Raw genomic sequence first — 17,672 nt, forward strand, 5'->3', positions numbered from 1 at the left:
AAATGGACGGTGAATCAGATCATGTTCACCTGCTGATAGCTTATCCGCCGAAGCTGGCGATCAGCGTCATGGTGAACAACCTGAAATCGGTTTCATCACGCCGGATACGCATACTCAATACCCATATCCCCCGGCAAAGCAAAAGTGCAGCGCTCTGGTCACGTTCTTACTTTGCCTGCAGTGCAGGCGGGGCAACGATCAAAACACTGAAAGAGTATGTGCAAAGTCAGGCGACACCTGATTAGAACCGCTGCGCGGTTCCCGCTTGTATCCCCGCCCGATTGGGCGAGGGTTTACGCGGAGTTTTGCTAAAATTTAATTTAGATTAATCTAATGTATTTATGACTAGAAAACAACCATAGCGGTGTAGTCTGTCAGAGCCAACGCCCCATCCCAAGCAAGATAATTAATCGAAAAAAGTGATCTGAAGAGATAGTTTTTAAAAGTTGAATGCAGAAGGGCTGAGCAGATGTCGATCTATCTACCGCAAGCTAAATAACTAGGCCGCAGCACGAATTTGGCTGACTAACTTCTCTCCTAACTCAGGCGCAGAAACCACCTGATAGAGATGTTTAGGGGCTTGCATAGGCCGCACGGCAGTCACCTGCTGTAAATTGGGATAGGCATCAGTTAATGCGCGCATGTAGCTGTAATAGCCACCATTACCTTCTGTTAAGGCATGGGCAAATGCCGCGTTCACTTTCATAGCGGTTTTGCGCGCCTGCTGATCGGCTTCAAGGTTCATCGCTTTTAGATCAATCTCAGAGTTCAAATCCATTCCCGGTAGATCTGTGCTGTAGAGAGGTGTAGTGATCATGCTCAGCAGCATAGAGAACTGTGCACCTTGCGACTGCGTCAAAGCGGTGTTAAGCGACTTCGCTACACTTTGCGAGTGTTCAAGTTGATTTGTAATTCTCATAACCAAAACCCTAAAAGGACAAACACTAAGGATAAAAATCCTGATAGGGCTTAAAGTCGGCGCATTGCCGCTTTTCTTTAATAAAATCGGCAAAAAGCTTCCGCTTTGGTCGGCATAAGTTTGCCGATTTTGCCGCAAAAACCCACAAAACCTTGGTTTCTGAAGGGCTATAAAAAGCTGCTGAAACACTGGACAGCCAGTCACGACAACCCTAGACTCTGCCACAGTCTTGACGGGGTGCAATGGTAGGCTGAGATCACTGCAATAGCGGTGAAACCCGACGAACCTGAACTGGGTAATGCCAGCGTAGGAATCGAGCAACAGTGTGCGTGTAGGTTTAATATCTTCAACTTATCTTCGTCACTGATCTACATATGCCCACCATTGCCTTGTCAGCACCAATTTTGAACAGTGCCACTGCATTTGCACTGTCAAACCTGCACTTAACATTAGTGACCCACGATCCATAAGATCACTTAAAGGTAGCGACATGAGCAGCAACTCGACCTTAACTTCGCCTAACGCCACTGGCCCGCTTAAAGAAACGGCACAGGTTGACTTACAGTCTATTCAGCCTTTTCCTAACTCGAAAAAAATCTATATCCAAGGCAGCCGCCCTGATATTCAAGTGCCGATGCGAGAGATCAGCCTAAGCGACACCACGGGTAGTTTTGGTTTCGAGAAAAATGAACCGCTGCGCGTGTACGACACCTCTGGCCCTTATACTGATCCCAATGTTGTGATTGATGTGCGTAAAGGTTTACCCCCTGTGCGCGCCACTTGGATCAGCGAACGCAACGACACAGAACAACTCAGCGAGTTATCCTCTGTTTATGGTCGCCAACGTGAAGCGGATATCAGCCTAGAGCCATTACGCTTTGAGCTACAACGTAAACCCCTGCGCGCCAAAGCGGGTCAAAACGTCACACAGATGCATTACGCACGTCAGGGCATTATCACCCCTGAAATGGAATATGTGGCGATCCGAGAAAATATGAAACTGGCCGAGATGCGTGAACAGCTACAACTGAATGAGCAACATCCGGGGCACTCATTTGGCGCGTCAATTCCAAAAGAGATCACACCAGAGTTTGTACGTTCAGAGATCGCCCGTGGTCGTGCGGTGTTGCCTGCCAACATCAACCACCCTGAAGTTGAGCCGATGATCATCGGCCGTAATTTCTTAACCAAAATTAACGGCAATATTGGTAACTCTGCGTTGGGTTCTTCCATCGAAGAAGAAGTGGCGAAAATGACATGGGGCATCCGTTGGGGTGCCGACACCATTATGGACTTGTCCACGGGCAAAAACATTCACGAAACCCGTGAGTGGATCGTGCGTAACAGCCCGTCGCCAATCGGTACAGTGCCGATCTATCAAGCACTGGAAAAAGTGAACGGCATTGCCGAAGACCTCACTTGGGAAATCTTCCGCGACACCTTAATTGAGCAAGCCGAACAGGGTGTGGATTACTTCACCATTCACGCGGGCGTGCGTTTGGCTTACGTGCCGATGACCGCCAAGCGCATGACCGGTATTGTATCTCGCGGTGGTTCTATCATGGCGAAATGGTGTTTGGCGCACCATAAAGAGAGCTTCCTGTATACGCATTTCGAAGAGATTTGCGAAATCATGAAAGCCTACGACGTGACCTTCTCATTAGGTGATGGCCTGCGTCCGGGTTCTATTTACGATGCCAACGACGAAGCTCAGTTTGCAGAACTGGAAACCCTAGGTGAACTGACCAAAATCGCATGGCAGCACGACGTGCAAACCTTTATTGAAGGCCCGGGTCACGTGCCGATGCACATGATCAAAGAGAACATGGACAAGCAGCTCAAAGAGTGTGGCGAAGCCCCGTTCTACACCTTAGGCCCATTGGTCACCGACATTGCACCGGGTTATGACCACATCACCTCAGGTATCGGTGCTGCCATGATCGGCTGGTATGGCTGCGCCATGCTCTGCTACGTGACACCCAAAGAGCACCTTGGTCTACCGAACAAAGACGACGTGAAAACCGGCATCATCACCTACAAAATTGCCGCCCACGCCGCCGACCTAGCCAAAGGCCACCCTGCGGCTCAGGTACGTGATAACGCCATGTCCAAAGCCCGTTTTGAATTCCGTTGGGAAGACCAGTTCAACATCGGCCTAGACCCAGACACGGCGCGTAGCTACCACGATGAAACGCTACCGAAAGAATCCGCTAAAGTGGCGCACTTCTGCTCTATGTGTGGGCCTAAGTTCTGCTCCATGAAGATCTCACAAGAAGTACGAGATCTGGATGCCGATCAGGTGGCTGCAATCAACGCTCAGGCGGAACAAGGGATGCAGGAAAAATCGAAAGAGTTTATGGAAAAAGGTGCTGAGATCTATCAAGAAGTGTAGGCTTTTTTAATCCCCGCCCCCCTAAAGCAGGCAAGGACATCTTGTCTGCTTTGTCATAGACTTGACTGAGATTACCGCTGTTACTCAACCCTAATATCAAAGCCAGCGAACCAACGGGCAAATAGATGAGCTTGCGAAGGGTGCGCTAATGGACAGTATTACCCATGTGCCGATTCAAAAAGCAATGAACCGTATTAAGCAGCTCAGTGCTGATGAAGATGCCAAACGCCTAGCTTTTGTACATGAGCGCGCTCTACATGATGGAGCATCTTTGATTTACGATGCGATGCAAAGCAAGAAGGTAGAGAAGAAGGCAAGTTAAAAGCCAAAGAAGAAATTGCTCTCAGCCTGATTACTTTAGCTGTTCTGACCGACGAACAGATTGTAACGGTGACAGGCTTACCACTTGTGGATATTCAAACTTTACGGGGCGAGTCGAATAGGCATTAATAAAGGTGCTGAGTCTATCAAGAAGTGTAAGCCTTTTTAGCTTCAATCGTGTTCAGCTTTTACTACAAAGCAGACAAGGGCTCGTTGCTTGCTTTGTGGTTTGCTCTTGTAATGACAGCTATGTCAGAAAGGCTACCAACTTACTTATAAACCAAATAACTCTACTTCCATGTCTTGCACAGGAAAGACACGGCCATTTATTTCTGTAACCTTCATTGTTTTGTCTACCATTTTTGAGAATGATTTATCTGCGATGGTTCCCATAACCCTTAAAAAATAGCAGATCATAGGATGCTTCTGACCTGTACGTTCCATGCGTGCAATAGATTGCTGTATGTCCCGTGGAGTTGTTGGATTTTCAACAAACAGCATATATCTAGCACATTGCCAGTTAAACCCAGCTCCACCTGCCCCCCAGTTAGCAATCATCATCCCACAATCTTCCACAGAACTTTCTTCAAACATTATCCTATTTGCCTCGGAGTCTGCGGTAGATTGTCCTCCATAGATAACAGCTGGGTTGAACTTAGAATATCGCTCACGCAGATGATTGATTGTATCTCTATACCAAGCCCAAATGATTACTTTATGTTTATAAGGGTTGATTGATTCGACAACCTCATCGGCTGTAATTAAGACATTATTATTTCTTTCAAAGTTAACCTTTTTGTCCTCATCAACAAAATTCTGAGGGCACGATAATATACGCCCCGCATAGTGCCTAAGCTGGGATGCATGTTCAGCGTCTAACAACTCCCCATCTACTTCTAGAAGTCGAGCTTTTACCAAGTTACGATATAACTTTAGATGTGATGTTGATAAATCAACAGGAATCTCGATTGTGCGAAGCTCGGGTAAAAATTTTTGAACATTTCTAAGAGTTTCTTTTCGTGCTTTACGATTCATTAAGCGGCCTAGCTCGTCTAAGTTTCTGTATGTATAGCCTATGGTTCTGCGAACGAACTTGCCACTTTCATCCTTATATTTGGCAATAATCGCCTCATCCACGAATTTGTTATAGAACTCTGAGTAATCATAGAACAACTCAGGATCTATCAGCTTTATTAGGCCATACGCATCAGTCGGGATATTGCGAATCTCGGAACCTGTGAACAGGTGTACTCCATACTTTCCTTTGCTAGAGTAGAACAATCTCCAGATCGACCCCCAAAGCTTAGTATTCGGGTTCGAGAGTTTGTCAGCCTCATCAAAAAGAAATGCAGTGTACTCCTGCATTTTTAGATACAGTCCTTCTCGTCTTATCCTCTCATAGCTCATAAGCATTAGAGAGGGCCAATTATCATTTAGGGTGAATTCCGCATAGGTATCATTCCTCTTCTTTGGCGTCATATCTTGAATCAAGAAGTAGGTAAACCCAAGATCCTCAGGCACCGTCCAATCCCGTTTAAAATCGGCCATCCACCGCCCCATTAACTTAGGAGGCATTACCATCATGGACTTAACCCCTGACAGGTGGTAGAGCAGGATTAATGCCTGCATGGGGATGGTTTTACCTACTCCCGGCTCATCCCAAAGGGCTGAACGCTCAGACCATTCATGCCCTGCCAGAATGGATAGTCCTGATATTTGGTGCTCAAATGGCGAAAATTCTGGGTTGCCATCTGGGTGGCATAAGATGCGCTCTGCTCCTTTAGGAGTTTTCACCCCCGCAAGAACGCACATTTCCTTTAGTGTCATCATATATTGGGCTCTCTTAGGTATTTGCAAATGAGCTTTTCTAGAAGTACATATTGCTGTGCATTCAGACGGTTGAGTATCAAACTATCCGAAACAATATTACCCATGTATAACTTCAAAAAGCGATGAATAGTATTAAGCAACTTAACCTCGATCACGTTTAGCAATCACCACAAAGCAGACAAGGACGTCTTGTCTGCTTTAATGAGTCGGTCAAAACTCTGTTCTAGGCTATCAAACGATTATTGCCATTGTCGGTTAATGCCTTTTATACTCGCGCCAGCAACACCCCTCAAGCCTATGGATTGTTTCGGCAAACTATGCTCAAACCGAGGGGTTACTTTTTTATGGAGCTAGATAAATGGGCTATCAGAAGCCTCTCTATTGAATACCAAACCCAGAAGCTTAAAGCCGTTCTAAAGACCTATCAGGTTGTAGATAAACATGGTAAAGCGCAATTGCAAATGGACAATCATTTGTATAACTACCTTGTAATCATCACCTATATGATGAAAAGTATTCAGCCTAGCACCAGTTGGCCTGCTCGTTTGGTGGAGCATATTTTAGCCCTTACAGTTCAACAGCAACAGGCAATGGGTTTTCCAGTTAATTGGATAGAGAGCCTTTTTTGGAAGGACTTCTCCGCGTCAAAATGAGCCTGATAGAAGGTCAAATTACCTCCTCCTTTCTGCTTTGAGGTAAACTCGACGGTATCTATCTATATAAAGACGCTTTTTTAGCCCCAACCTTATCAAGAGCGAATCGAGCCTGTGACGATTAAAGCCGTTGTATTTGATTTAGACGATACCCTGTGGGATGTGAACCCGGTGATTCGCCGTGCGGAGCAGATCCACTATCAGTGGTTGAATCAACATGCGCCTAAATTAACGGCTCAGTTTCGGGCAAATGAGTTGTGGCAGTATCGTATGGGTTTGACGCGCCGCCATCCTGAGCTACAACATTTTGTGACGCGCTCCAGAATGCGGGCGATGCATGAGTGCTTGTCGATGGTGGGCTATTCCGAAGCCGACACCCTGAGACTCACCGAGCAGGCTTTTGCGGTGTTTTGGCACGCGCGCAATCAAATTGAGCCTTTTCCTTATGCCTTAGAAGCACTGGAAGGTTTGAAGCGTGAGTATCTGATTGGTGCTTTGAGCAACGGCAATGCGGATGTGTTTCAGACGCCTTTTGCGGAGTACTTTGATTTTGCTTTAAGCGCTGAGGGGCTTGCGGTGGCAAAACCTGATCCTGAAGCCTTTCATGCGATGTTTGCACAGTTAGAGTTGTCGTTGGGTGAACCTTGCCGACCCGAGGAGATTGTGTTTGTGGGTGATAACCCTGAGCATGATATTGAGGCCGCACACCAATTGGGAATGAAGACGATTTGGGTACAGGTGAAAGCCAGCGTTAAAGCGCCAGCTTATTATGATCAACGGATCGACTCGCTGGCGCAGTTATCGGCGGCGGTTAAACGCTGTTATTGATCAAGGTCTTGATCGTCAGCGTCTAATGGCATCGGTTCGTAAGGTTGTGGTGCAAATTCTAACCAACTGTCGAGTTTGGTTTTCAATTCATCCACTCCATCTTTTTTCAGAGCAGAGAACATCTGTACTGATACCAAATCTTCCCACTCTTTAAGGGCTTTACGCACTTCTAACAAGGTAGTTTTGGCGGCACCGCGTTTCAGCTTGTCTGATTTGGTCAGTAAGATATGCACAGGCTTTTGTACTTCGTCTGCCCATTGCAACATCATCTGGTCAAATTCGGTGAGCGGGTGACGAATGTCCATCACCAACACAATGCCACGCAAACTCTGGCGTTTGACCAGATATTCTGACAAGTGGCGCTGCCACTCCAGTTTCACTTTTTCAGGCACTTTGGCAAAGCCATAACCCGGCAGATCCACCAGACGCTGCATTGAGCCACTATTTAAGCCGAAAAAGTTAATCAATTGGGTCCGACCAGGGGTTTTACTGGTGCGAGCTAAACGTGAGCTACCCGTTAAAGTGTTAATAGAACTGGACTTGCCTGCGTTAGAGCGTCCGGCAAAGGCTACCTCTGCCCCGCTGTCTGATGGACAGTGCGCTAAAGTCGGGGCACTGATGGTAAATTCAGCGGTATGGTAGTTCAAACGAGGGGGCGTATGTTGCTCGGTCATAAATATATTCAACTAATGGGGCAAATATCAGGGGATATGGGGCGTTCACGTTTCTATACAGATTGGTATATAATGCCACCACTTTTTATGTAGGTAGTGTACCATTCTGGTTTATCTGGCACGAACTGAAAAAGCAAAACGCCAGTAAAAACCTGATTGGGTGAGCACTCCAAGGCGATTTCTGTGAAAGCCAAGTCAATGTTTGGGCCATCTTAGGGCCTAGCAGCGTCTTTCGGTGAGCCTCTAAAAACAACAGTAATCAACTATAAATTTAGCAAGATTGGATTAGCGATGAAGAAATTACTGGTAGGTCTGGCAGTTACACTAAGCGTTGTTGGTTATGCTCACGCCGCAGGTGATGCAAAAGCTGGCGAAGCAAAAGCAGCAGTTTGTGCAGGCTGTCACGGCGGCAACGGCGTTGCCATGATTCCTAACTACCCAAGTTTAGCGGGTCAGCACCAAACGTATTTGGCAAAACAGATCATGGACATCCGTGACGGTTCTCGCCAAGTGGTTGAAATGACAGGCATGGTTGCAGGCTTCTCTGATAAAGACGCTCAAGACGTAGCGGCTTATTTTGCAGCCAAGCCAAAAAACTTAGGCCAAGCTGATCCTGCGCTGCTAGAGCGTGGTCAAGAGCTGTATCGCGCAGGCGACATGGCGAAAGGTATTCCAGCCTGTACAGCTTGCCACTCTCCAACTGGCATGGGTAACGAGCAAGCGAAGTATCCAGTACTGAGCGGCCAGAACCCAGCTTACACTGAAGCGGCACTGAAGAAATTCCGTGATGGTGTTCGTGCAAATGACCCGAACAACATGATGCGTGCAATCGCTGCTAAAATGAGCGACAAAGACATTCAAGCTGTTTCTAACTACGTATTTGGTTTGAACTAAGTTCAGCGTTACGTATAGGTTTGTGAAGAAGGGAGCCAGTTGGCTCCCTTTTTTGTCGGTAAAATTTGTGATTAAAAATTAGAGTTATGATTAGATGCTCTAAGTTAACACTGTGTTTATTCGATAAATTCTGAACTTTTCTGCGCTTGCAGCGTATTGTTATTATCAGTTTGTTTATAAACCTAGGCTTGTTGGTCTGAGCTTTACTTATTTCATGAAGGAATAGCGTTATGTTGAAGTCGGCAATCAAACGATTCTCACAATTATTGGTGCTGATGATGGTCAGCACCTTGGCTTTAGCGGCAGAGTCTTATCAAGAAGGCACGCACTACATTCGATTAAGCAAGCCAGTTCCAGTATCTGTACCGGGCAAAATCGAAGTGGCAGAGCTATTTTGGTATGGCTGCCCTCACTGCTTTGAGTTTGAGCCTTATGTTGAGTCTTGGAGCAAGAATTTACCGGATGATGTTAATTTTGAGCGTGTACCTGCAACCTTTAGCAAGCTTTGGCAAACTCATGCAGGGGCTTTTTATGCCGCAGCGGCTTTAGGCATTGGTGATAAACTGCACGGTGATTTCTTCAACCGTATTCACCGCAATAATGAAAAGCTAGCCGATGTTGATAGTTTAGCGAAGTTTTTTGCCAACTATGGTGTGACCGAAGATGAAGCGAAGAAAGCGCTGAAATCCTTTGGTGTAAAGTCTCGTGTACAACAAGCGGGCGCACGTATTCGTGGTTATCAGGCCTTAGGTGTACCGGGGCTGGTGATCAACGGTAAGTATCGTATTGATACTGGTATGGCTGGTAGCTGGACCAATATGCTAAAAATTGCTGAGTATTTGGTTGAGCAAGAGCGCAATGCTGTAAAGTAACCCAAACGAATTATTGATGTGAATGAGAAACCCTGTGCGTAAGCATGGGGTTTTTTGTTGCAGGTGAATGAAAAATTTTCTCAAATAGAGGTCAAAGAGTATGATTAGACTCGATATTCTAAAGTCTAGGTTTATCGCCCCCCGGAGATGCGCTGTAAACTTGGAATATTAGGGCTACTTTTAATAAACAACTACTAAAAATAAAAGAGGTCGACCATGACAAATGGTTCTGGAGCTCTTGGTCAAATCGTCAACAAAATTGATGCTTTAACCGAGCTTGTCGGACGATCTATCGCTTGGCTTACCCTAGTCATGATGGTCGTTATGTTTGCTGTTGTTCTACTGCGCTACGTGTTTAATATCGGCATGATTGCCATGCAGGAATCGGTGATGTATCTGCACGCCACCATTTTCATGCTGGCAGCAGGCTACACCCTAAAGCACGATGGTCATGTGCGAGTGGATATCTTTTACCGAGAGATGTCTGCACGCAACAAGGCGTTAGTGGACTTGGGTGGCACGCTGTTCCTATTAATGCCTGTGACCATTTTTATGGGCTGGATCAGCTATGAGTATGTCTTCAACTCATGGCATGTGATGGAAGGTTCACCTGAAGCTGGCGGTATTCCTGCGGTTTACCTGTTGAAAAGCCTAATCTTAGCGATGGTTGCGCTACTGTTTTTGCAAGGTGTGGCGGAAGGGCTTAGAAATCTTTTGGTTGTAATGGGCTGTAACGCCAGTGTTGAACACCATATCAACGAGGAGAAATTCTAGTGGTTGATATTCTTCCTTTACTGCTCTTTGCGGCGGTTTGCGTCGTATTGATGTTGGGATTCCCCGTTGCGCTGTCTTTGGCAGGCACTGCGTTGGCTTTTGCGGCAGGTGGTGTCGCAACTGGCTATTTCGATATGGCCTACTTGCAGGCGTTTCCTAACCGCCTGTACGGCATTATGACCAACCAAACCTTGATTGCCGTACCGCTCTTCGTTTTGATGGGGGTGTTGCTTGAAAAGTCCAAGGTCGCCGAAACCTTACTTGATGCGATGGCGCTGCTGTTTGGTTCTATGCGCGGTGGCTTGGGTATTTCGGTTGTAGTGGTGGGCATGTTGTTGGCGGCCAGTACCGGTATTGTGGGCGCGACCGTGGTCACAATGGGTCTGATCTCTCTACCGACTATGCTGAAACGTGGTTATTCACCTTCGTTAGCGACAGGTGCAATCTGCGCCACAGGGACTTTAGGTCAAATTATTCCACCTTCGATTGCACTGGTGTTGCTGGGCGACGTACTGTCGAGCGCTTATCAACAGGCGCAGTTGAATATGGGTGTGTTCAGCCCTAAAACCGTATCAGTGGGCGACCTGTTTGTAGGCGCGATGATCCCCGGCTTGCTACTGGTCGCAGCTTACATTATCTACATGGCAATGGTGGCTTGGTTAAAACCTAGTGCAGCCCCTGCGGTTTCTCGTGAGCAGATCCAAGCGGATCGTGATGTTCATGAGCCTATTGCCGTTATTTTGCTGAAGGGTCTTGTACCACCTGTATTGTTGATTGTGTCGGTATTAGGCTCAATCTTAAGCGGTGCAGCTACGCCAACGGAAGCGGCAGGTGTCGGTGCCTTTGGTGCGGCGCTTCTAGCCTTATTGCAGCGTCAACTTAACCTGAAAATGTTGACCGAAGTGGTGCGCTCCACCACCAACGTCACCGCGATGGTGTTTTTGATTCTGATCGGTGCGTCGATCTTCTCTTTAGTCTTCCGTGGCTTTGGCGGTGAAGAGCTGATTCATCACTGGTTTGAACAGATGCCTGGTGGTGTAGTCGGTGCCATGATCATCGTGATGCTGGTGATGTTCTTACTGGGCTTTATCTTAGACTTTATCGAAATCACCTTTGTGGTGGTGCCGATTGTTGCGCCTGTCTTGCTGATGATGGGCTTAGACCCTGTATGGCTGGGTATTATGATGGCGATTAACCTACAAACGTCGTTCTTAACGCCGCCGTTTGGTTTTGCGCTGTTCTACCTGCGCGGGGTTGCTCCGGCCAGCGTGCCCACTTCTGCGATCTACAAAGGCGTGATCCCTTTCATTCTGATCCAGATTGGTATGTTGCTGGCCCTAACCATATGGCCTGAACTGGCCACTTGGTTGCCAAGCGTGGTCTATGGCAATTAAGGCTTAAACCTAAGAGATTCACCCTGATCATTGATCGGGGTGAATCTACCGCTCAAACCTAGGCCTTCGGGTCCATCAGCTTCACCACTTGAATCTCTTCTTTTGGATCCACTTCAGTTTGATTCACCCTTGTGGCCAACTCTTCAACAGGCGGCATGGTCAGTGACATCTCATCACTAAAATCACAGGCTACACACTCACGGTATTGAGTGTCGTCAATCGTCCATGCCCGTAATTTGTCCATCTCACTGCAACGTGGACAAACGGCTCCTGCGATAAAGCGTTTAATGATACTCATGGGGGTCTCTTTCAAAGCTCTTGGTAAAATGATGCGGTGCAGACAGTATCCAATAATCGTTGGACGCTGTCTGTACCGCCTAAGTGGGACGGGGCGAACCTCCTGTCTGAACTAGCCTTGAATACCACTGTGACGCAATAGCGCGTCCACTTTTGGCTCTCGGCCTCGGAAGGCTTTGAACAACTCTGCGGGCTCTTTTGATCCGCCCATTTCTAAGATATTGTGCAAGAAGTCCGCGCCTGTTTGCGGGTTAAAAATACCTTCCTCCTCAAAGCGTGAGAAGGCATCCGCTGACAGTACTTCCGCCCATTTATAGCTGTAATAACCTGCGGCATAACCGCCCGCAAAAATGTGGCTGAAGCTGTTTTGGAAACGGTTGAATGGTACAGGTGGCAACACTGCAACCTGAGCACGCACCTCATCCAATAGTTTTTGTACCACCACTGAGCCATCGGGTTGATACTCATGGTGCAGGCGGAAGTCAAACAGGGCAAACTCCAATTGGCGCACCATCATCATGGCAGATTGGAAGTTTTTCGCAGCCTGTAGTTTATCGAGCATTTCCTGCGGCAGCGCTTCTCCAGTGTCCACATGCCCTGCAATCAGGTCTAGCCCCTCTTTTTCGTAGCAGAAGTTCTCCATAAACTGACTAGGCAACTCAACTGCATCCCACGCCACACCGTTGATACCCGACACATCGGCGACTTCAACTTGCGTCAACATCTGGTGCAAGCCGTGACCAAACTCGTGGAATAGGGTGGTCACTTCATCATGGGTCAGCAACGCGGGTTTACCGCCCACAGGGGCAGAGAAATTACACACCAAATACGCTACGGGTAGTTGTAGTTCACCTGCTGCGGTACGACGACGCACACGACACTCATCCATCCATGCGCCGCCACGTTTGTTGGCACGCGCGTACAGATCAAGATAGAAACTGGCGATCTGCTGCCCCTCACGCTTGATCACAAAGTAGCGTACATCCTCATGCCAGCGATCAACCTGTTGGGTTTGCTCTTCAATGTCGATACCGTATAAGCGCTTGACCACCTCGAACATACCCGCTGTTACTTTGGGCGCGGGGAAGTAAGGGCGCAACGCTTCTTGCGAAATCGCATACCGCTGTTGGCGTAGTTTTTCGCTGTAATATCCCGCGTCCCAAGCCTTCAAGTCCTCTGCGCCAAACTCTGCTTTGGCATAAGCTTGCAACTCTGCAAACTCTGCACGGGCTTGGCCGACAGAGCGTTTGGCAAGGTCATTTAAAAAGCCCAACACCTCATCGGTGCTGGTCGCCATTTTGGTCGCAATAGAATATTGAGCATAACTGTCGAAACCTAAGAGCTGTGCCAGCTCATAGCGCAACGCCAAGATTTGATCAATCAAAGGACCATTGTCCCATTGTCCCGCCGTTGGGCCTTGATCTGAGGCGCGGGTCACATAAGCGGTATACAGCTCTTCGCGCAGATCACGGTTGTCGGCATAGGTCATCACTGGATGGAAGGCCGGAAAATCTAAAGTGATCACCCAACCCGCTAATCCTTTCTCTTTGGCGATCTGTTGCAGCAGTGCTTTGGCACTTTCTGGTAAACCTACCAGTTCCGCTTCATCTTTGATCTGCTTGTGCCAGCCTTGTGTGGCATCCAGTACGTTCTCAGAGAACTTGTTGGTTAACTCTGAAAGCTTTTGTTTTAACTCACCGTAACGCTGCTTTTTATCCGCAGGCAGGTCGATACCGGATAGGTGAAAGTCACGCAGGGTGTTGTTAATCGCTTTCTGTTGAGCCGTATTCAACTCAGCAAAATTTGCACTGTCTTTTAAGGCTTTGAAGCTATTACACAGGGCTTCGTTTTGGCCGATCTCGGTGCTGTACTGCGAAAGCTTAGGCAAACAAGCATTGTAGGCCGCACGTAAGGCTTCACTGTTCACGACAGAGTTCAGGTGGCTGACAGGTGACCACATCTGCGAAAAGCGGTCATCCAACTCGCTCATCGCTTGTACCAAAGAGTCCCATGTCGGCGTCTCTTGCTGCTGTAACTGAGCAATGGCAGCACGGTTGTCGGACAGAATCTGGTCTAGCGCTGACTCGATCATCTCTGGGTTGATCTGATTAAAGGGTGGCAGGCGGTGGCGCTCTAACAATACATTGCTCATTTACAGGCCCTTATGACTTTGAATCTATTTCATATTTTTGACTTCTCTTTAATATGGGGCGCTTTGGGATAAATTCCAGTCTTATCCCCATTTTCCTTTTTCAGACAAAGGCCCACGCCATTGGGCAGGAATCCATATGAGCTGTAATCAAAAATCTGTACGTCGCTATCAAGGTATGAGCCCTCAGTTGGGTGAGCGTGTTTTTGTTGACCCTTCTGCGGTGGTGTTAGGCGATGTGGTGTTAGGCGATGATTGTTCTGTATGGCCGCTGACGGTCATTCGGGGTGATATGCACCATATTCGCATCGGCGCACGTACCAGTGTGCAAGATGGTTCGATTCTACATATCACCCATGCCAGTGCTTATAACCCCGGTGGTTATCCCTTGATCATTGGCGAGGATGTCACCATCGGCCATCAAGCGATGTTGCATGGCTGTACCATTGGTAACCGTGTTTTGATCGGCATGGCGTCAATGGTGATGGACGGTGCCGTGGTGGGGGATGATGTCATCATTGGTGCGGGCAGCTTGGTGCCACCAGGCAAGCAGTTAGAGTCGGGTTATTTGTATGTGGGACGCCCCGTTGAGCAAAAGCGGAAGCTTACCGAGAAAGAGCTGAGTTTTTTCACCTACACAGCAGGTAATTATGTGAAACTGAAAGACAAGCACATCAGCGAAAATTATGGCGCTAACCTTGAGTCTTAAAAGGCAGGGCTGAGCTGCTCCATATCAGCTTTACATAATATTTACTCGAAGCTGACAAACACTTTGCTTTTAGACACGTATACTGGGTATAGATCAATCAGTAACACTTTATAAATTAGAGGTTATCACTATGGCTCAGCATTCAAATTTAAGTCTGAAAAAGAAACTACTCACAGGTGGCTTAGCATGTGTCTTGGCTGTAGGCTCAATCTCTGCCCTTGCTGATAAAGATAAAGACCGAGAGCGTGGTGGCTGGGGGGAGCATCATGAACGTATGAGCGAAGGCCCAATGGGGCATCATGGTATGGGTGACGGTGGCTTTCCAATGCGAGGTATTGATCTAGATCGTAAACAGCGCAAACAGATGGAAGCGATTATGGACAAACATCAGGATAGCAACCGAGATCATCGCCGTACCATGCGTGACATGCACGACGACTACATGCAGGCTTTGCTGGATAATGCTTCTGACACAGAGCTAAATAGCTTGATTAGTAAACGCTCAGATCTAATGCAGAAACAGATGCTGCAGCAAAGCCAAGTCATGAGAGAGATGCTTGAGCTGTTAACACCAGAGCAAAAAGAACAATTGAAGAAGCGGTACAAATAAGCTGCTTTCTGGTTAACTACAGTTAATAAGCTTTAATAAAACAAGGGCGCACAGTAATGTAGCGTCCTTTTTTTGTGCTCCAGTTAACTATTCTTAATATTACCTGCGCTTTAATCGGCCTAAAGCAGACAAATAGCTGACCTTTCCTGATGAATTAGTAATAATGCCTGCCACAAGCCCGTGTTTTTAACCTAATATTAGACACCGCTTTGCAGTTTAGATCGGACTTATTTGCTATCGTCATAGGATTCAATCATGCCAGTTTTATCGCCACGCCAGCCATCCGCAAAAACTTGGTTCAAAAAATCGTTACTTGTTGGTCTAACGACCGTATTGGTTGCAGGCTGTAGTAGTTCGCCAACAGGGCGAAGCCAGTTGAAACTTTTCCCAACAGCCGAAGTCAGTCAAATGGGTGTTCAATCTTTCGCTCAAATGAAAAGCGAAACACCAGCCACAGCAGACCAGAACAAAATCCGTTATGTAAACTGTGTCGCTAATCAGGTAACGGCGCAAGTCCCTGCTAAATATGGCATCTCTGAGTGGGAGATTGTTGTTTTTGAGTCAGAACAAGTGAACGCCTTTGCATTACCAGGTGGCAAAGTAGGTGTTTACACTGGACTGTTAAATGTTGCGAACAACCAGCATCAGCTGGCAGCGGTAATTGGCCATGAGCTGGCTCACGTTTTAGCCGAGCATGGTAACGAACGTATATCGACCGCTTTTGCCACCCAAACGGGCTTATCCCTTGCTTATAAAATTAGCGGTGAGCCAAGCCCAGAAAAAGACCAACTTTTTGGCTTGCTGGGTGTAGGCGCACAATACGGTATTGTGCTGCCCTTTGGCCGCACACAGGAAAGCGAGGCCGATATGATGGGCTTAGATCTGATGGCAAAGGCTGGGTTTGATCCAAAAGAGTCTGTGACACTTTGGCAGAACATGGCGAAAGCAAGCGGGGGTTCACAACCTGAGTTTATGTCGACACACCCCTCAAATGAGCGTCGAATCAATGATCTTAATGGCAGAATGAGTGCTGTGTTGCCTTATTATCAGCAAGCACAAGCATCTGGCCGTAAACCGCAGTGCATGTTGTAATTTAAACAGAGGTTTTGATGTACTCAATTCGTAATCGCTGGGTGCTAATCGGTTTAGCGCTGATGATAGTGCCTTCTTTAGCGATGATGGGCGCTTACTGGTCTGAGCTGAGTGATGCTCAGGCCTGTATTGCCGCCAGCCAAGGTTTTGACTATCGCACAGGGCAGTGCATTACAGGCAGTACTATATTTGTGCCCTTTTCCACTCGGCATCCGCTGTTGGTCAACAGCGGCATTATCTTGTCGATGATCGGCTTAGTGGCTTGTTTAATTGGCTTATATCGTCGGAAATAAAAGATGCAGTCAAGTTTGAGCCTAATATAGGCTCAAACTTACTTTTGACTATAGTGTCTTTAGCTTTGTCGTAATACCTGAACGACGGATTGCTCAAGCCCTGTCGCCAAAGCAATTTGTTCATCAGTCAGTGTGCCCAAAGCAATTAAATTTAAAGCAGTCTCCTGCTTGGCCTTATTCAATCCTATTTGCATACCTGCCTCTAAACCCTCTTCACGGCCTTCTTCACGGCCTTCGTCCCGAGCGGTATCAATGACATTTTTTAAGTCGCGATAATATTTCAGGCTTGACTCATAAGCTTGGCGTTCTTCTGGTTGGAAGCGTGCGATGCTAGCCTTTTCAAACAAACTTAAAAATACTGCTTCGGGTAGGCGAGCAGGTATTTGATCGAGCTCATGTAAGTGACGAAAAACGTAAAACCATTTATCTTGCAATGTTTCTAGCTGATCTTCTGTTTTGGTGAAGTTAGGCAACGTTAGATAGATGAATGTTAGTTTGTCGTAAAATACTTGATGATGCTGATTCTTCAACTGCACATGGTGGACAACATCATTAATGCCATGACCATCGTGTTCATCAAAGACAAAGTCTAATATGCCGATTGTGTAAACAGCAGAAAGCTTGAAATTCCAGTCGCCACGCTGAGCTTGTTGTTGAATGGGAAAAGTCGCGTAAAACACGCTACGGTCTTTGAAGAAGTTTTGTTTAGCTTTTTGCAGTTCAACAATAAAAAATTCTCCTGTTGAACTGGTGCAGTTGATATCAAAAATAGCCTTACGATCAAGGGCTGTTCCCCCTTGATGTTCATTCTGGCTAAACTGCAATGTTTGAATTTGATGATGTTCTGGCAATAGGGTGTTTAAGAAGCTAATAAGATGAGCCTTATTAGCTTCTTCACCAAAAATTTTTTTAAAACCAAAGTCTGTGAACAGATTGATGTACTTTTCTGTCATAGGTAATCCCTTTCAGAT

General features: G+C 46.9%; 19 protein-coding genes and 1 riboswitch. Of the genes, 13 read left to right on the plus strand and 6 right to left on the minus strand.

Annotated elements, in window-relative coordinates; translation table 11 throughout:
• A partial coding sequence (gene tnpA, locus B5D26_RS14845) for an IS200/IS605 family transposase (RefSeq protein ID WP_143833125.1) occupies window positions 1-245 on the plus strand: 245 nt, incomplete at its 5' end.
• A 254-nt stretch (window positions 246-499) separates the two neighbouring features.
• Here tnpA and B5D26_RS14850 read toward each other — a convergent pair.
• Window positions 500-919 (minus strand): hypothetical protein, encoded by a 420-nt coding sequence (locus B5D26_RS14850; protein ID WP_078746504.1) that lies wholly within the window; start codon window positions 917-919, stop codon window positions 500-502.
• Between the two features lie 223 nt (window positions 920-1,142).
• Window positions 1,143-1,249, plus strand: a riboswitch (TPP riboswitch).
• 160 nt (window positions 1,250-1,409) lie between these two features.
• On the opposite strand from B5D26_RS14850, the gene thiC reads away from it, so the two are divergent.
• Together thiC and B5D26_RS16110 are read left to right on the plus strand one after the other, a co-directional pair.
• Window positions 1,410-3,311 (plus strand): phosphomethylpyrimidine synthase ThiC, encoded by a 1,902-nt coding sequence (thiC, locus tag B5D26_RS14855; protein ID WP_078746505.1) that lies wholly within the window; start codon window positions 1,410-1,412, stop codon window positions 3,309-3,311.
• A 148-nt stretch (window positions 3,312-3,459) separates the two neighbouring features.
• Window positions 3,460-3,633, plus strand: coding sequence for a hypothetical protein (locus B5D26_RS16110; RefSeq protein WP_200810702.1), 174 nt, complete (start codon window positions 3,460-3,462; stop codon window positions 3,631-3,633).
• A gap of 272 nt (window positions 3,634-3,905) precedes the next feature.
• Here the strand turns inward: B5D26_RS16110 and B5D26_RS14860 are convergent, their stop codons facing one another.
• Entirely contained in the window at window positions 3,906-5,462 is a 1,557-nt protein-coding gene (locus B5D26_RS14860) for an SNF2-related protein (protein ID WP_078746506.1), read from the minus strand.
• 344 nt (window positions 5,463-5,806) lie between these two features.
• Between B5D26_RS14860 and B5D26_RS14865 the strand changes: the two genes are divergently transcribed.
• Together B5D26_RS14865 and B5D26_RS14870 are read left to right on the plus strand one after the other, a co-directional pair.
• Window positions 5,807-6,115: a hypothetical protein gene (locus tag B5D26_RS14865; RefSeq protein ID WP_078746507.1), complete on the plus strand. Its 309-nt coding sequence runs from the start codon at window positions 5,807-5,809 to the stop codon at window positions 6,113-6,115.
• Between the two features lie 114 nt (window positions 6,116-6,229).
• Window positions 6,230-6,943 carry an HAD family hydrolase gene (locus B5D26_RS14870; RefSeq protein WP_159445683.1) on the plus strand — a complete coding sequence of 238 codons (714 nt, stop codon included), beginning with the start codon at window positions 6,230-6,232 and terminating at the stop codon, window positions 6,941-6,943.
• Here B5D26_RS14870 and yihA read toward each other — a convergent pair.
• Window positions 6,937-7,617, minus strand: coding sequence for a ribosome biogenesis GTP-binding protein YihA/YsxC (gene yihA, locus B5D26_RS14875; RefSeq protein WP_078746509.1), 681 nt, complete (start codon window positions 7,615-7,617; stop codon window positions 6,937-6,939). The two genes, B5D26_RS14870 and yihA, sit on opposite strands and share 7 nt — an antisense overlap.
• 291 nt (window positions 7,618-7,908) lie before the next feature.
• Here yihA and B5D26_RS14880 point away from each other — a divergent pair, with 291 nt between their 5' ends.
• From B5D26_RS14880 to B5D26_RS14895, 4 genes are all read left to right on the plus strand, one after another.
• Window positions 7,909-8,511, plus strand: coding sequence for a c-type cytochrome (locus B5D26_RS14880; RefSeq protein ID WP_078746510.1), 603 nt, complete (start codon window positions 7,909-7,911; stop codon window positions 8,509-8,511).
• 230 nt (window positions 8,512-8,741) lie between these two features.
• On the plus strand, window positions 8,742-9,383 hold the full coding sequence (locus B5D26_RS14885) for a thiol:disulfide interchange protein DsbA/DsbL (protein ID WP_078746511.1): 642 nt from the start codon (window positions 8,742-8,744) through the stop codon (window positions 9,381-9,383).
• A gap of 216 nt (window positions 9,384-9,599) precedes the next feature.
• A complete protein-coding gene (locus B5D26_RS14890) occupies window positions 9,600-10,157 on the plus strand; it encodes a TRAP transporter small permease subunit (RefSeq protein WP_078746512.1) in 558 nt (185 codons plus the stop codon).
• A complete protein-coding gene (locus tag B5D26_RS14895; RefSeq protein WP_078746513.1) occupies window positions 10,157-11,551 on the plus strand; it encodes a TRAP transporter large permease in 1,395 nt (464 codons plus the stop codon). Before B5D26_RS14890 ends, B5D26_RS14895 begins: the two co-directional genes overlap by 1 nt.
• 58 nt (window positions 11,552-11,609) lie before the next feature.
• Here B5D26_RS14895 and B5D26_RS14900 read toward each other — a convergent pair whose 3' ends face one another.
• Together B5D26_RS14900 and prlC are read right to left on the minus strand one after the other, a co-directional pair.
• Window positions 11,610-11,849 (minus strand): YheV family putative zinc ribbon protein, encoded by a 240-nt coding sequence (locus B5D26_RS14900; protein ID WP_078746514.1) that lies wholly within the window; start codon window positions 11,847-11,849, stop codon window positions 11,610-11,612.
• 111 nt (window positions 11,850-11,960) lie between these two features.
• Complete coding sequence (gene prlC / locus B5D26_RS14905) at window positions 11,961-14,000, minus strand: oligopeptidase A (protein ID WP_078746515.1); 2,040 nt, start codon at window positions 13,998-14,000, stop codon at window positions 11,961-11,963.
• A gap of 136 nt (window positions 14,001-14,136) precedes the next feature.
• Here prlC and B5D26_RS14910 point away from each other — a divergent pair, with 136 nt between their 5' ends.
• The 4 genes from B5D26_RS14910 (at window position 14,137) to B5D26_RS14925 (ending at window position 16,701) form a co-directional block, all read left to right on the plus strand.
• Entirely contained in the window at window positions 14,137-14,706 is a 570-nt protein-coding gene (locus B5D26_RS14910; RefSeq protein WP_078746516.1) for a gamma carbonic anhydrase family protein, read from the plus strand.
• 130 nt (window positions 14,707-14,836) lie between these two features.
• Window positions 14,837-15,316 carry a Spy/CpxP family protein refolding chaperone gene (locus B5D26_RS14915; RefSeq protein WP_078746517.1) on the plus strand — a complete coding sequence of 160 codons (480 nt, stop codon included), beginning with the start codon at window positions 14,837-14,839 and terminating at the stop codon, window positions 15,314-15,316.
• Between the two features lie 255 nt (window positions 15,317-15,571).
• On the plus strand, window positions 15,572-16,408 hold the full coding sequence (locus tag B5D26_RS14920) for a M48 family metallopeptidase (RefSeq protein ID WP_078746518.1): 837 nt from the start codon (window positions 15,572-15,574) through the stop codon (window positions 16,406-16,408).
• Between the two features lie 17 nt (window positions 16,409-16,425).
• Window positions 16,426-16,701: a hypothetical protein gene (locus B5D26_RS14925; RefSeq protein WP_078746519.1), complete on the plus strand. Its 276-nt coding sequence runs from the start codon at window positions 16,426-16,428 to the stop codon at window positions 16,699-16,701.
• Between the two features lie 59 nt (window positions 16,702-16,760).
• On the opposite strand, the gene B5D26_RS14930 is transcribed toward B5D26_RS14925, so the two are convergent.
• Window positions 16,761-17,654 carry an Rpn family recombination-promoting nuclease/putative transposase gene (locus B5D26_RS14930; RefSeq protein WP_078746520.1) on the minus strand — a complete coding sequence of 298 codons (894 nt, stop codon included), beginning with the start codon at window positions 17,652-17,654 and terminating at the stop codon, window positions 16,761-16,763.
• Window positions 17,655-17,672: the final 18 nt, after the last annotated feature.

Origin of the sequence: Oceanospirillum multiglobuliferum (assembly GCF_900167095.1) — a bacterium.
Taxonomy (GTDB): Bacteria; Pseudomonadota; Gammaproteobacteria; order Pseudomonadales; family Halomonadaceae; genus Oceanospirillum; species Oceanospirillum multiglobuliferum.